Annotated in this window: 15 protein-coding genes; all 15 read left to right on the top strand. The window is 68.8% G+C overall.

Translation table 11 applies throughout. The features are described from left to right. The first annotated feature begins 3 nt into the window (after positions 1-3). From BN1056_RS01890 to BN1056_RS01820, 15 genes are read left to right on the top strand one after another with little or no spacing between them, the layout of a single operon-like run. Entirely contained in the window at positions 4-573 is a 570-nt protein-coding gene (locus tag BN1056_RS01890; protein ID WP_210578591.1) for a P27 family phage terminase small subunit, read from the top strand. Positions 574-615: 42 nt separating this feature from the next. Further along, entirely contained in the window at positions 616-2,223 is a 1,608-nt protein-coding gene (locus tag BN1056_RS01885; protein WP_210578589.1) for a hypothetical protein, read from the top strand. Between the two features lie 17 nt (positions 2,224-2,240). Then, positions 2,241-3,509 carry a phage portal protein family protein gene (locus BN1056_RS01880; protein ID WP_210578587.1) on the top strand — a complete coding sequence of 423 codons (1,269 nt, stop codon included), beginning with the start codon at positions 2,241-2,243 and terminating at the stop codon, positions 3,507-3,509. Then, complete coding sequence (locus BN1056_RS01875; RefSeq protein ID WP_210578586.1) at positions 3,506-4,684, top strand: head maturation protease, ClpP-related; 1,179 nt, start codon at positions 3,506-3,508, stop codon at positions 4,682-4,684. Before BN1056_RS01880 ends, BN1056_RS01875 begins: the two co-directional genes overlap by 4 nt. Positions 4,685-4,686: 2 nt before the next feature. Beyond that, positions 4,687-5,037 (top strand): capsid cement protein, encoded by a 351-nt coding sequence (locus BN1056_RS01870; RefSeq protein ID WP_210578585.1) that lies wholly within the window; start codon positions 4,687-4,689, stop codon positions 5,035-5,037. Between the two features lie 16 nt (positions 5,038-5,053). Then, entirely contained in the window at positions 5,054-5,968 is a 915-nt protein-coding gene (locus BN1056_RS01865) for a phage major capsid protein (RefSeq protein WP_210578584.1), read from the top strand. Further along, complete coding sequence (locus BN1056_RS01860) at positions 5,968-6,222, top strand: hypothetical protein (protein WP_210578582.1); 255 nt, start codon at positions 5,968-5,970, stop codon at positions 6,220-6,222. Before BN1056_RS01865 ends, BN1056_RS01860 begins: the two co-directional genes overlap by 1 nt. Positions 6,223-6,240: 18 nt before the next feature. Further along, the gene (locus BN1056_RS01855; protein ID WP_210578580.1) at positions 6,241-6,618 is read left to right on the top strand and encodes a hypothetical protein; all 378 of its coding nucleotides are present in this window, start codon (positions 6,241-6,243) and stop codon (positions 6,616-6,618) included. A 3-nt stretch (positions 6,619-6,621) separates the two neighbouring features. Then, positions 6,622-6,966 carry a hypothetical protein gene (locus tag BN1056_RS01850; RefSeq protein ID WP_210578578.1) on the top strand — a complete coding sequence of 115 codons (345 nt, stop codon included), beginning with the start codon at positions 6,622-6,624 and terminating at the stop codon, positions 6,964-6,966. Then, positions 6,967-7,254, top strand: a complete 288-nt coding sequence (locus tag BN1056_RS01845; RefSeq protein WP_210578576.1) for an HK97 gp10 family phage protein — start codon at positions 6,967-6,969, stop codon at positions 7,252-7,254. A 20-nt stretch (positions 7,255-7,274) separates the two neighbouring features. After that, positions 7,275-7,667, top strand: coding sequence for a hypothetical protein (locus tag BN1056_RS01840; RefSeq protein WP_210578573.1), 393 nt, complete (start codon positions 7,275-7,277; stop codon positions 7,665-7,667). A gap of 58 nt (positions 7,668-7,725) precedes the next feature. Then, complete coding sequence (locus BN1056_RS01835; RefSeq protein WP_210578571.1) at positions 7,726-8,523, top strand: Ig-like domain-containing protein; 798 nt, start codon at positions 7,726-7,728, stop codon at positions 8,521-8,523. Between the two features lie 19 nt (positions 8,524-8,542). Next, entirely contained in the window at positions 8,543-8,920 is a 378-nt protein-coding gene (locus tag BN1056_RS01830) for a hypothetical protein (protein WP_210578569.1), read from the top strand. A gap of 50 nt (positions 8,921-8,970) precedes the next feature. Next, complete coding sequence (locus BN1056_RS01825; protein WP_210578567.1) at positions 8,971-9,303, top strand: hypothetical protein; 333 nt, start codon at positions 8,971-8,973, stop codon at positions 9,301-9,303. Between the two features lie 20 nt (positions 9,304-9,323). Beyond that, positions 9,324-12,638: a tape measure protein gene (locus BN1056_RS01820; RefSeq protein WP_210578565.1), complete on the top strand. Its 3,315-nt coding sequence runs from the start codon at positions 9,324-9,326 to the stop codon at positions 12,636-12,638. The last annotated feature ends 5 nt before the right edge of the window (positions 12,639-12,643 follow it).

Genomic DNA, 12,643 nt, shown 5'->3' with positions numbered 1-12,643 from the left:
TCCTTGTCTGAGGACGCTAAGGCCGCATGGCGTGAGGTGATCGCCGCCTACGGGCCGTGCCCGGAGCGGATTGCCGGCCCGCTGCTGGAGGAGTACGCCCAGCAGGTCGCCATCGCCCGCAGGGCGCGCGCCCGGGTTGACGAGGAGGGCCTGATCGTCGGCAACGCTAAGGGCGAGCCGGTACCGCATCCGGCGCTCGCGGTGGAGCGGCGCGCGCTGGAGGCGATGTCGCGCCTGGCCGGCCGGATGGAGGCTCCGCCCCGCCGACGGGACGGGTACATGGTCGAGGCGACCCGCAAGGCGCTCGCGGCTGCCCCGGATGTGAGGGATCAGGAGCGGTTCAAGGGTGCGGTGGCGGCCACGATGACGCTGGCGTGGATCATTGATGAGGCACAGCGTGCAGGTGGTGAGGCGCTGCGGCGCGCCGCCTATGGTCCGATCCCCTCGTATTTGAAGGCGGTGCGTGAGCTCGGTCTGACGCCCGTGGTGCAGGCCGTCGACGCGGTCCAGGCGGCCGATGAGGCGCCGGTGACGGATCTGGGCAAGTGGATGGCTAAGCGCGCAGGAGGGTGATGGTCGGTGGCTGAGCCGGTGCAGGGTCATACCGAGCCGCGGTTGTGGACCAAGCCTCTGCGTGAGCTCACGCCCGAGACTTCGCTCGGCTTCGAGGTGATCGACTTCGCCCGCGACTTCCTGTCGCTGGAGCTGCGTCCCTGGCAGCAGTGGCTGCTGATCCACGCGCTGGAGCTGCGTGAGGACGGCGCCTACCGGTTCCGGCGGGTGATCGTGCTGGTCGCGAGGCAGAACGGCAAGAGTCTCTTGGCGACCGTGCTGGCGTCGTGGTGGCTGTTCGTGGATTCGCTGCGGTATCCGCGCCGGGTGCCGCCGATGGACTTCAAGATCGTGGGCACTGCGCAGAACCTCGATATTGCGCGTGGCCCGTGGGAGCGGGTGAAGACCTGGTGTGACCCGGACCCGGAGACACCCGAGGCGGAGGATCTGGCGATCCCGGCCTTGCAGGCGGTCACCGCGAAGGTGACCGACACGAACGGCAAGGAGCGGATTCTTGCGCGCTCGCAGGCGCACTACGAGATCCGGGCTGCCAAGTCGGCGCGAGGGAAGCCAGCCGCCCGGGTGCTCATGGACGAGCTGCGCGAGCAGGAGAACTGGGCGGCGTGGAACGCGACCAGCCAGACGACGAAATCGTTCTGGTCCGGGCAGCTGTGGGGCGTCTCGAACGCGGGCACGCCGGCGTCGGTGGTGCTGAAGAAGCAGCGTGATGTGGCCTTGGAGAACCTGGCCGAGTGGGACAAGACGGTCGGCGCCGGGGCGATGAGCATCGACGAGTACGTGGCCTCTGGGCGGGACACGACCGTCGGTTTGTTCGAGTGGTCGGCGCCCGATGACTGCTCTCTGGACGACGTCGAGGGCATCTTGGCGGCGAACCCGTCGATCGGTCATGGGTCGGCGATCACAGTGGAGCAGTGCCTGTCCGACGCTGCGTCCATGGAGGAGGCGGACTATCGCACGGAGGTGCTGTGCCAGTGGGTCGCGGCCCGCGTGCCTACCTACATCTCCCCCAAGGCGTGGGATGAGACGGTGATGCCGGCCTCCGAGGTCGCGGCTCTGATCCCTGCGGGTGCCCGCACCGTGTGGGGCGTGGACACGTCGCTGGATCGGCGGATGACCTACGTGGCCGCGGCCGTGTTCCTGTCGGATGGGCGCCCGTTCGTCACGGTGCGTGCGCAGCGTGCCGGGATGATGTGGCTGCCCTCCTGGCTGGCTGATCTCGCTGAGGAGTCCGGTCACTTTGAGGTCGCGTTGCAGTCCAAGGGCTGCCCGGCCCTGGAGTTCGTGGAGCCGTTGGAGGCTGCGGGGCTGACGGTGCACCCGATCGACGGGTCGACCGTCGGCATCGCGACCGGCCGGTTCCGCGACCGGGTGCGTGACGGCCAGCTGGTGACCGTGGCGCAGCCTGTTGCCCGCCTGGGGATCGAGGGCGGGGTGACGGCCCGGTATGCGGAGAACGACGCGTGGTCGCGGGTGCGGTCGGTGACCGACATCGCTCCCGTGATCGCTGAGACGTGTGCCCTGTACGGGCTGGAGAAGTGCGGTGGTGGGGCGCCCGAGCCCGTGGTGCCGCCCCCGCCCGCGCAGATCATCACCCGCGCCGACCTGGGCGGCGGGCCTGAGAGCCAGAACCTGGCTGACGTGCAATTCTGAAAGGCAGGTGGGACGCCTTGACTCGTGAGATCGGCTATCAGGTCGACCGCCTGGCCTCCTGGGCGCGGCTGGCCGTAGACACCACGGAGACCAACCCTGATCTGGTCTGGCCCAAGTCCGTAGCCGTGTACGCCAAGATGCTGCGGGAGGACTCGCAGGTCTCCTCCGTGATCCGGGCGGTGTCCTTCCCGGTCCGGTCGGCGACCTGGCAGCTGGACCCCACCGGGGTGAGTGACGAGGTGGTAGAGCTCGTCTCCGACGACCTCGGCGTGCCGGTGCGCGGCCGGCCCACTGTAGCCCGGCAGCGGACCCGGGGACGGCTCTCCTGGCGTGAGCACCTGCGGCTGGCACTGACCGAGCTCGTCTACGGGCACGCCTTCTTCGAGCAGGTCTACGACATCACCGACGATGGCCGGGCGCACCTGGCTAAGCTCGCCTGGAGGCCGCCGAAGACGATCTCGGCGATCGACGTCGCCGACGACGGCGGCCTGGTCGCGATCGAGCAGTACGCCTCCGCCCGGCCCGTGCGGATCTCCGTGCGCCGCCTCGTCGCCTACGTGAACGAGCGTGAGGGCGGGGACTGGACCGGCCAGTCGCTGCTGCGGGCCGCATACAAGAACTGGCTGCTCAAGGACCGCATGCTGCGTGCCCAGGCGCTCACGATCGAGCGCAACGGGCTCGGCGTCCCGGTCTACACCGGCGCTACTCCCCCGTCCACCGCGACCGTGGAGGAGGCCCGCCAGTGGGCCGAGCAGGAGAAGAACGAGGGACTGAAGGTAGCCAAGGGCTTCCGCGCCGGTGAGGCAGCCGGCGCCTCGATCCCCGCGTCCGCGTCCCTCGACCTCAAGGGCGTGTCCGGGGACCTGCCGGACACGAACAGCCCGATCCGCTACCACGACGAGCAGATCGCCCGCTCCGTGCTCGCCCACTTCCTGAACTTGGGCACCGAGACCGGATCGTGGGCACTCGGATCCACGTTCGCGGACTTCTTCACCCAGTCGCTCAACGCCGTCGCCGAGCAGATCGCCGACGTCGTCCAGCAGCACGTGATCGAGGACCTCGTCGACCTCAACTGGGGGCCGACCGAGCCTGCCCCGCGCCTGGTGGTCTCCCCCATCGGCAAGGAGCAGCCCGCCACCTCCACCGTCTTGAAGGAGCTCGCCGACGCCGGCCTGATCGTGCCAGACGAGCCCCTGCGCGCTCACGCACGCGAGATGTACGGGCTCCCCCCGGCCGACGACTCCGACACCGAGACCACACCAGCTGAAGACCAGGAGCCCCCATGACACCAACCAACCGACGCCCGCCGCGCGCCTGGGCCACCGTCCACCAGGCATCCACCACCAACAGCGCAGAGCCGTCGGCTGCCGACGTCGTCATCTACGACGCCATCGGCTCCGACGGCTGGGGCGGAGGCCTGTCCGCGAAAGACCTCGCCGACCAGATCAGCGCCCTCGACGTCGACACCCTCAACGTCTACATCTCTTCCCCCGGCGGCGACGCGTGGGACGGCCTCGCCATCGCAAACGCGCTGCGCCGCCACCGCGCCACCGTCAACGTCACCATAGACGCGCTCGCGGCCTCTGCGGCGTCCGTGATCGCGATGGCCGGTGACCACGTCACCATGGCTCGGGGCGCCGAGATGATGATTCACGATGCCTCCGGCCTGGTGTATGGCAACGCTCAGGACATGCGCGACACCGCCGACGTGCTCGACAAGCTGTGCGACTCCTACGCCGACTGCTACGCCGCCCGCGCCGGCGGCACCCGCGACCAATGGCGGCAGGCCATGCGAGCAGAGACCTGGTACAGCGCCGAGGAGGCAGTGCTCGCCGGTCTGGCTGACCGGTGGGACGACGCCCCCGAGACCACGGCTTCCGGGCACGACCTGCCTCACCGCACCTTCGACCTAGCCGAGTTCCGATTCCGAGGGCGCGCCGACGCACCCGCCCCCACCATTCCGCTTCCGGCCGCAGGCCCGAAGACACCCAACCCAACCGAGGAGGAGACGCCCATGAGCGACCACCTGACCGATGGCATCCGCCAGCGGCTCGGCCTGCCCGCCGACGCTGACGACACCGCCATCCTTACCACCCTCGACGACCGGCTAACCGCCGCCGAGGCTCCCACCATCCCCGAGGGGACCACTCTCATCGATGAGCAGATGCTTGACGCCCTGCGCGCCGACGCGGCCGCGGGCCGAGAGGCCCTGTCCGCGCTGGCGGCATCCCGGCGTGACGAGCTGGTCGACGAGGCGGTCCGTGAGGGCCGGATTGCTCCCGCTGCCCGCGCCCAGTGGCGCGAGATGGCGGATAAGGACGAGGAGACCGCCCGCAAGCTGCTGGCCTCCCTTGCTCCGAACACCGTCCCTGTCGCCGAGGTCGGTATCGGGACGGCTGACGAGACCATGACCGCAGATGACCAGCTCTACGCCGCGGCGTGGGGCAGCAAGGAGAACTGACCATGGCTGACTACCTGCCCAAGCACGTCCCCGGCCAGGCGATCACGCTGGCCGCTTCCGTGAAGGTGACTGGCGGGCGTCTGGTGGAGGTGACCGGTGCCGGCACGGTCGGGCCGGCCTCCGCGGACTCCGCCTCTGTTGTCGGCGTTGCCGGCTTCGACGCCGACCCCGGCGACTCGGTGACCGTGTACCGGGGCGGCGTGCAGCGTCTCGTCGCCGACGGTGCGGTGACTGCCGGCGACGCCGTTGCCGCGGCCGCCGACGGCACGGTCTCCACGACTGGCACCAACAAGCTCGGCATCGCCCTCACGGCCGCCGACGAGCAGGGCGACGTCGTCGACGTCGCGCTCTGAGAAAGGAGACTGTCCCATGCCGTCCTACACCTACCCGGTCGCAGCTCCGAACCGGACTCTGACCACCGAGGAGATACACATTCTCCTCACCAACACTCGCGTGCTGGCCCGCCGTCTCGCGGACCTGACCCAGATGCGCTTCGTCGCCGACTACCTGCTGTCCGGCCGGTTCGACGCGACCGGCGGCGGCATCTTCTACGAGACCGGTGAGGAGATCTTCGCTGCCGACGCCCCGGAGGCTGTCGCACCCGGCTCTGAGTACCCCAAGACGGTGCTCACCGCCGGAGAGCTTGCCTCTGCCCGCACCGTCAAGTGGGGCATCGAGACCGACATCACCGACGAGAAGATCGCCCAGCAGGGCCAGGTCGTCGTCGACCGGGCTCTCGCCCGCCTGGCGAACACGGTGATCCGGCACGTCGACGCTACCGCCTGGGGCGTGATCGCCTCGAAGGTGACCTCAACCGAGGCCTCCGCAGCCTGGACCACGCCCGGTGCGGCCCTGGAGGCGATTGTCCGCGTGCAGGAGGAGCGCGCCGCCCTGGGCACCGGCCTGGACCTGTCCACCGTCGTACTGGCCCCCGCCCAGTACGCCAAGGTCCTGGCGATGCTGGTCGACGCGGACGCTCTGCCCCGCAACGACTCCAACCCCGTCCTGGACGGGACGCTGCCGCTGCGCGCCTTCGGCCTGGAGTGGGTCACCTCTCCGCACGTGACCGGCACTGACCCGTGGCTGATCGACCGAGCGCAGCTGGGCGGCATGGCCGACCAGACCCTGGGATCGCCCGGCTACGTCTCCGCCTCCGGCGTCGGCATCGAGACCCTGTCCAACCGGCACAAGGACGACAAGTACGAGGTCCGCGCCCGCCGCGTGACCGTGCCTGTCGTCACCGAGCCGATGGCAGGCGTGCGTATCACCGGGACCGGTCTGTGATGGCCGCCCGCTACAAGGTGACCGCCGGCGCGGTCGTGCTGCCCACCCGCGCCGGCTCCGACACCTACATGTACCGCGGCGCCGAGTTCGATGCCGCATCCTTCGCCCCGGCAGCGGTCGAGCACGCGATCACGGTCGGTCTCATCACCGCAGTGGACGATGCGCCGGCTGAGGCCGACGGTGAGGATGAGGCCGACGGTGAGGATGAGGCCGACGGCGGAAAGGCCAAGACCGGCCGGCGGCAGGCGAAGTGACCAGCGGGGAGGCGCGCGATGGCGATCCAGCCCAGTGAGCTCGGCGTTGCTGACCAGACGCTCGCGCGTCGGGTGCTCGCACACGCCCAGGTGATCGCCCCGTGCCTGCACTCCCTCGACGACGCCGCCCGCCTGGACGCGCTCGCGATCCTCCAGGGCGTCGCCGCGGAGGCGCAGGCTCGGGGCCTGCGGTCGGTCGCCTCCCAGTCGGTCGGCACCGCCCGCGTCACCTATGGGTCCGCAGCGTCATGGTTCACCGACGACGACCGGGCCGCGCTGCGCGCCCTGTGCGCGCAGGCGTCCCGGTCGTCGGTGGCGTCCTCTGGCCACCCCGTTGGGTCGTTCCCAGCCCCGTCACGAGACCTTCGGGCTATCTGGCCCGAGCGGGAGGACTGAACGGTGGAGTTCCCCGACACGTTCACCCGTATCCGGCCCGGCCGCGTCCCAGATGAGATGAACCCGCGCCGCACGGTCCGCTCATGGGACGCCGGCACCCAGGAGATCACCCTGGCCGGCTTCCTCGACTCCGAGAGTCCCGGCGAGCAGCCATCAGCAACCCGCAGCGAGCTCGTCACCACTGCGGTGCTCTATCTGGCTGACACGCGGGCGGACGTGCGCCGCGGAGACCGCATCACCGACGGCGCCCGCACCTGGGACGTGCAGGGCTTCCCCGCCGCTCCCAGGAACCCGTTCACCGGCTGGCAGCCCTACAAGGTCGTCAACCTTCAGGAGGTGCGCGGATAAATGGCCAAGAGCAGCGTCGGCGTCCAGTTCAACCAGTCGTGGTTCAACCGGATCATGAAGGGCTCCGGTGTCCGGGCGCTCGTCGACCAGCGGGCAAAGGCGGTGCAGGCCTCAGCCCAGGCCTCCGCCCCTGTGGACACGGGGGCATACCGCAGGGGCATCGTCGTGCAGTCCCACGACACTCAGTACCGGCACGTGGCACGCGTGGTCGGCACCGACCCTAAGACGATGATCATCGAGTCCAAGACCGGTAACCTGGCCCGCTCCCTCAAGGGCGGCCGCCGATGACCCGGATACTGCCCCCAGACATGGAGCTGTGGCTCACCGGCTACCTGCGCGCCGCCCTTGAGGCTGACGGCGAGGACGTCGAGGTTGACGCCAAGGAGCCCGACGAGCTGACCACCCCGCTGGAGCGGCCGCTGATCATTGTCCGTGACGACTCCGGGGCCCGCACCGAGTCGATCACCTTCGACCGGCAGGTCGGCGTCTCCGTCCTGGCCGGCACCCGCACCGACGACCGTGAGGCCCGCCGCCTGGCCCGTCTGGTATACGCCATCGCCACCGACCCCGACGTCGCGCTCGCGGCCGGGTCACCGGTGGCGGCGGTGACCGGCGCGAATGGCCCCTACGCGGTGGCGGAGGACCAGGATGTTTCCCGCCGTTACTTCACGGTCTCCTATTCGGTAGTCGGCTCCTGGTGAGCTCCGCCGACCGTCGCCTTCTACAGAAAACAATCCACCACGCTATTGAGAGGCCATCATGCCGCTTTACAACTCCTCCGATTACGACCTCAACTCCATCTCCGTGCCGCTCACTGGTGTGGCCGCGTACGCGCCGGTCACGTCCGCGAACGTGGTCTCCGATGAGCTGCTCGGGTCTCCGACGATCACGCTGCCGTCTGCCTACCGGTCTTTGGGCCTGTACAAGGAGGACGGCGGCCCGCAGGACTCGCGTGACGATGACGACGCGATAGAGCTGTTCCAGACCGGGTACAAGATGTCCGGTGACTCCACGCTGACCGTGCAGATCAACCTCGCCGAGGACAACGAGGCCGTCAACGCCCTCCTGGATGGCAAGACGCCCGACGAGAACGGCGTGGTCTATGTCGACGCCGAGCTGCCCTCCAACACGTTCCTGCTGTTCGTGGCCACCCGGAACAAGAACGGCACCGAGCTGCGCCGTAACGGCGTCGCCCGCATCCAGTCCATCGAGACCGACCAGGAGGAGCGCGGCTCCATCCGCGGCAAGTCCGTCACCTTCGAGTGGGTGCCCGACGCCCTGTTCAACATGTCCCCGTACAAGAAGTGGTTCGGCACTCCGGGCACGATCACGATCCAGGTCACTCCGTCCCCGGCGGAGGTCGCGGTCAACAGCACTGTCCGGCTGACCGCAGTCACCGACCCGGCCGGCCTGAAGGTCACCTGGACCTCCGACAAGGACACCATCGCCACGGTCGGCCAGGACGGCACCGTAACCGGTATCGCCGAGGGCACCGCGAACATCACCGCGTCGGTCGGCTCCGCCAAGACCACCGTCGTCGTCACCGTCACCGCCTGACCTGTAGGAGGACCGCATCGTGAGCAAGCACGTGGATTATGAGTCGCTCGACTTCAACGGGTGGACCGCGGAGGACGAGGACGCGGCGATTGAGGCGGCTGCCAACGCGGCCGCCATCAAGTACGTCGTCGGCGACTCCACCTTCTTCGGCCGGTTCCCCGACGGCACGGTCGTCGCCACGCCGCTGAGGTTCAGCTCGGAGATCATCGACAAGGTCGCGGAAGTCGCCTCCGGTGACAAGTCCGAGCGTGAGCAGCTGTCCGCCCTGCTGGACCTGCTGGGCCAGAAGGACGACGTCGCCTACCTCGCCCAGGCCGACCTGATCAGCGTCATGGACTACGCCGTGAAGTACTTCGGCGTGTTCGAGCGCATCATCGGCCTGGCCCTGGGGGAATAGCGTGGCTGGTCCGTGTCTCCCACGATCACCCCGTTGCCCTGCGCGCAACCATGCGCCGCGTCTACGGGGTCTCGTGGGAGCAGGCCGGCCAGCCCTCCCTCCCCTGGCGTGAGGTCCACGCCCTCGTCCTGGCAGCCATCCAGGACCCCTCCACCCCTCTCGGCGCCGAGGCGGTCGGCTGGGACTACCCCGCCCGAGAAGTAGAGCTGCTGCTCCTGATGAGCCTCGGAGCAGACCCCAAGGTCCTGCCCTTCACCCCAACCAGCTCCGAACCGCCCCCAACGCCGTCGAATGACGATACCGGGGATGAGGAGGACCTGGAGGCGCTCGCGGCCGCTGCGGCCGCGGACCTGCAGGCCCTGATCACCATCGCGACCGATTAACCCCGGGGAGGTGCCCCTGTATGTCCTCAGAGGTCGGCTCCGGCCACGTCTCGATCTTCCCCGTCATGACCGGCTTCAAGCGCCGCGTCTCCAAGGAAGTGCAGGGCGCCGCCCAGGAGGGCTCCCGCGGGTTCTCCCGCGCCTGGCGAGGCACCGGCAAGACCCTCGGCTCCAGGCTCGGCCGCGACACCGCCTCCGGGTTCGCTGTCGCCACCTCAGGCATGGGGTCTGACGGTATCAAGACCCTCACCGCCAACGTCGCCAAGGCGACCCGCCAGCTATCCAAGGACCGGCTGGCGCAGCAGGACGCCGCCGGCAAGGTCCGCATCGCCGAGGCCCAGCTCGCCGAGGCCATGGCCAAGTACCCCGAGGAATCCTCCCAAGTCATCCGCGCGCAAGAGCGACTGGCCTCAGCGCGACGTGCGGAAGCAGCCGTCAACGAGCGGGTCAAGACCTCCTCCGAGAGCCTGAAGACAGCGCAGGAGGCGCTCGCGGCCACGCAGAGCCGGTTGGAACGGTCCTCTGGCGGTGTGGCGTCGGCGTTGCAGCGGACGGCGTCGGGATTCAAGGCGGGCCTGTCGTCCATGACGAAGGCGGAGTCGGCCGCGACCGGCGTTGCTGGGGCGTTCGGTGGCCTGGTGCGTGCCATCGGTGCGCCGGTGACTAATGCCGTCTCGCGGTTCACCGCGGGCTTCCGGTCGGCTCAGGTCGCCTCCATGCGGCTGTCCGGGCTTATGGGGACGCTCGGCGGCAAGGTGCGGTCGGCGTTGACGCAGGTACAGTCCACCGCGTCCGGCATGTCGTTGGCACTGTCCAACGGGGTCTCGCGGGTGCGGCAGTGGTCATCGTCGCTCGGCGCCGCTGTTGGTGGCCCGCTGTCGTCGCTGTCTGCGAAGGTGACGTCTGTCGCGTCGACAGTGTCCTCCGGGTTCGCGGGGATCGGGCAGAAGATCGGGGCGGCGTTCGCACCGGTCGCCTCGAGGGTTACGGGCTATTTGGGGCCGGTGGCGTCGGCTGTGGGGAATCTCGGGTCGAAGATCGGGACGGCGCTGGCGCCGGGACTGTCCTCCATGACGTCCAGTATGGGGTCGGCCATGTCGTCCGGCGTGGCGTCAATGACGTCGAAGCTGACCTCTGGCCTGGCATCGATGGCGTCGGCCGCCGGATCTGCCGCATCTCGGATCGGGTCGGCGATGTCGTCGGCGCTGTCGGGGACCGCCACTGCGGCCGTGTCCGTAGCAGCCGCGGGCATCGGCACCGCGCTCACGTCGGGGTTCAGTCGGCTGACGGCGATCGACACCGCGAAGGCGAAGCTGCGTGGTCTCGGCAACGACGCCCAGTCGGTCGAGGCGATCATGAAGAACGCGACCGCCTCGGTCAAGGGAACCTCCTTCGGCCTGGGCGAGGCGGCCACCGTGGCTGCCAGCGCGGTTGCCGCCGGTATCCAGCCGGGTAGTGAGCTGGAGGGTGTGCTGTCCACGGTCGCGAACACTGCGGCCGCCGCGGGCACCGGCATGGAGGAGATGGGCGCGGTCTTCAACAAGGCCGCCGCGGCCGGCAAGGCCGACACCGAGGTCATGAACCAGCTCGCCGACCGGGGAATCCCGATCTGGCAGTCCCTGGCAAAGCAGTACGGCGTCAGCAATGAAGAGGTCCGCAAGATGGCCTCTGAGGGGAAGATCTCCTTCAAGGACTTCTCCGACGCTGCTGCTGAGGCCGCCGGGTCGGTGGCCGAGGAGATGGGCGGCACCGTCCCAGGCGCCATGAAGAACGTGATGGCGTCGATCGGTCGTATCGGCGCGAACGCGCTACAGGGGATCTACCCGACGATCGCGCCCCTGCTGCAGGCCACGATCAAGGCGCTGGGTCCGCTGGAGGACCAGGCGACCAAGCTCGGTGAGGCGCTAGGGGACAAGCTGGTCCCGTTCATTGAGAAGGTTACCCAGGCGCTTTCTGGCCTGGGCTCCGGTCTGGGAGGTCTGACCGGTGGCCTTGGTGGTCTCGGCTCGGTGATCGCCCCAGTGGCAGGGGCGTTCCTCGCACTAGGGTCTGGCGGCTTGGGATCTGTCTTGCAGCGCATCCCGTTGCTGTCGTCCATGATCCCGGGCCTGTCCAGCGGGTTGAAGGTTCTGTCTGGACCTGTGGGGCTCCTCGTGGGCGCGTTCGCCGGTCTGGTCGCGTCCAGCCCCCAGCTGCAGCATGCGCTCGGTGGGCTGGTTTCCGGGGTGCTCACCTCGCTGGGGCAAGTCGTTGCCTCCCTGCAGCCGGCCTTCGCTCAGCTGATGCCTGTGTTGTCCCAGGTGGCAACCGCTCTGGGCGGTGCCCTCGCTCAGGCGGTCACGGCGCTGACCCCGGTAATCACCCAGATCGTCACCGTTCTGGGTGACATGGTGGCGCAGGTTCTGCCGATGCTGATCCCGGTGATCACGCAGATCAGTGACGTGATCGCGCAGATCATGCCGATCCTGGTGCAGGTGATCGGGCAGATCCTCCCGCCGATCATGGAGCTGGTGCAGGCGCTGATCCCGGTGTTCATGCAGGTGGTTCAGGCGGTCCTGGCGATTGTCTCGGCGATCCTGCCGCTGCTGCCACCGATCACTCAGCTGATCGGCCAGCTGCTGCCGCCGCTGATCAAGTTGTTCACGGCCGTGATCACCCCGGTGATCAAGCTCGCCGGGCAGATCATCTCCAACTTGATGCCCGTCATCCAGGGCCTGCTGAAGGTCCTGCAGGGGCTGATCCAGTTCGTCACGGGCGTGTTCTCGGGGAACTGGCGGCAGGCCTGGAATGGTGTCAAGCAGATCTTCTCCGGCGCCGTGCAGGCGATCGGTGGCCTGATCACCGGCACCCTGAAGACGTTCTTCTCCAACATTCCGGGCATGATCAAGGGCGTGTTCTCCGGTGCCGGCTCATGGCTGCTCGGCGCCGGGAAGAACATCATCAACGGCCTGATAAGCGGAATAAAGTCAGCGTTCAACAAGGTGAAGAGCACTCTGTCGGGCCTGACGAAGCTCCTGCCGTCCTGGAAGGGGCCCGCTCCCGTTGACAGGCGGCTGTTGACTCCGGCGGGCAAGCTGATCACCCAGTCCCTCGTAGACGGTCTGGAGTCCGGGTACGGGGACGTGCGCCGCACTCTCGCCGGCCTGACCAGCGACATCGGCTCCACGAGCGTGGAGGCCCGCGTATCCGGCGCTGCCGGAAACGCCGGAGCCGAGGGCAAGGCGCAGAAGGTGGTGAACATCAGCATCGGCGCCATCAACAACCCGGCCGCCGAGCGGACTTCGACCTCCACCATCGCCGCCCTGCAGAAGGCCGCGGCCTTCACCCTCGCCTAACCACC

The organism is Actinomyces succiniciruminis (assembly GCF_900002405.1).
GTDB classification, from domain to species: Bacteria; Actinomycetota; Actinomycetes; order Actinomycetales; family Actinomycetaceae; genus Actinomyces; species Actinomyces succiniciruminis.
Note: the sequence above shows the minus strand (reverse complement) of the source record. Positions and strands in the feature narration are given on the sequence as shown.

What these genes read in the sequence shown, in the direction of transcription:
- BN1056_RS01875 (WP_210578586.1), top strand. Translation starts at nt 3,506, where the DNA reads ATGACACCAACCAACCGACGCCCGCCGCGCGCCTGGGCCACCGTCCAC.
- BN1056_RS01870 (WP_210578585.1), top strand. Translation starts at nt 4,687, where the DNA reads ATGGCTGACTACCTGCCCAAGCACGTCCCCGGCCAGGCGATCACGCTG.
- BN1056_RS01865 (WP_210578584.1), top strand. Translation starts at nt 5,054, where the DNA reads ATGCCGTCCTACACCTACCCGGTCGCAGCTCCGAACCGGACTCTGACC.
- BN1056_RS01860 (WP_210578582.1), top strand. Translation starts at nt 5,968, where the DNA reads ATGGCCGCCCGCTACAAGGTGACCGCCGGCGCGGTCGTGCTGCCCACC.
- BN1056_RS01855 (WP_210578580.1), top strand. Translation starts at nt 6,241, where the DNA reads ATGGCGATCCAGCCCAGTGAGCTCGGCGTTGCTGACCAGACGCTCGCG.
- BN1056_RS01845 (WP_210578576.1), top strand. Translation starts at nt 6,967, where the DNA reads ATGGCCAAGAGCAGCGTCGGCGTCCAGTTCAACCAGTCGTGGTTCAAC.
- BN1056_RS01840 (WP_210578573.1), top strand. Translation starts at nt 7,275, where the DNA reads ATGGAGCTGTGGCTCACCGGCTACCTGCGCGCCGCCCTTGAGGCTGAC.
- BN1056_RS01835 (WP_210578571.1), top strand. Translation starts at nt 7,726, where the DNA reads ATGCCGCTTTACAACTCCTCCGATTACGACCTCAACTCCATCTCCGTG.
- BN1056_RS01825 (WP_210578567.1), top strand. Translation starts at nt 8,971, where the DNA reads ATGCGCCGCGTCTACGGGGTCTCGTGGGAGCAGGCCGGCCAGCCCTCC.
- BN1056_RS01820 (WP_210578565.1), top strand. Translation starts at nt 9,324, where the DNA reads ATGTCCTCAGAGGTCGGCTCCGGCCACGTCTCGATCTTCCCCGTCATG.